Annotated in this window: 1 protein-coding gene; it reads left to right on the forward strand. The window is 64.4% G+C overall.

The window, feature by feature from the left end; genetic code table 11:
- Positions 1 to 779 (forward strand): family 2A encapsulin nanocompartment shell protein (locus tag N825_RS35665; RefSeq protein WP_037462411.1); only part of this gene is annotated, 779 nt, incomplete at both ends.

Genomic DNA, 779 nt, shown 5'->3' on the forward strand with positions numbered 1-779 from the left:
TTGCTGCAATGGGCGCCGGTCGAAGCAGGCATCTACCGCCTGAACAAGGTCAAGAATCCCGAAAACATCAAGGTGACGTGCACCGCGCGCGAAGCCGAGAACCAGTTGCCGCGCACCTTCGTCGAGTACGAGGAGCAGCCGCGCGAGTATTTCCTGAACGCCGTCAGCACCGTGCTGGACGTGCACACCCGCATCTCCGACCTCTACAGCAGTCCGCACGACCAGATCAAGGAACAGCTGCGCCTGACCATCGAGACCATCAAGGAAAACCAGGAAAGCGAACTCATCAACAACCCCGATTACGGCCTGCTGTCGCAGGTGACGGAAGAGCAGCGCATTTTCCCGCTGACCGGCGCGCCCACGCCCGACGACCTGGATGAGCTGCTGACCAAGGTCTGGAAGGAGCCGGCCTTCTTCCTGACGCATCCGCTGGCCATCGCCGCCTTCGGCCGCGAAGCCACGCGGCGCGGCACGCCGCCGCCGACGGTAAGCCTGTTCGGCTCGCAGTTCATCACCTGGCGCGGCATTCCCCTGATTCCGTCCAACAAGGTGCCGGTGGCCGATGGCAAGACCAAGATCCTGCTGCTGCGCGTGGGCGACAAGCGCCAGGGCGTGGTCGGCCTGTACCAGCCGGGCCTGCCGGGCGAACAGAGCCCGGGCCTGTCGGTGCGCTTCATGGGCATCAACAACCATGCCATCGCGTCCTACCTGATCTCGCTGTACTGCTCGCTGGCGCTGCTGGCCGACGACGCGCTGGCGGTGCTCGACGATGTCGAGAT

The organism is Skermanella stibiiresistens SB22 (genome assembly GCF_000576635.1).
Lineage (GTDB): Bacteria > Pseudomonadota > Alphaproteobacteria > Azospirillales > Azospirillaceae > Skermanella > Skermanella stibiiresistens.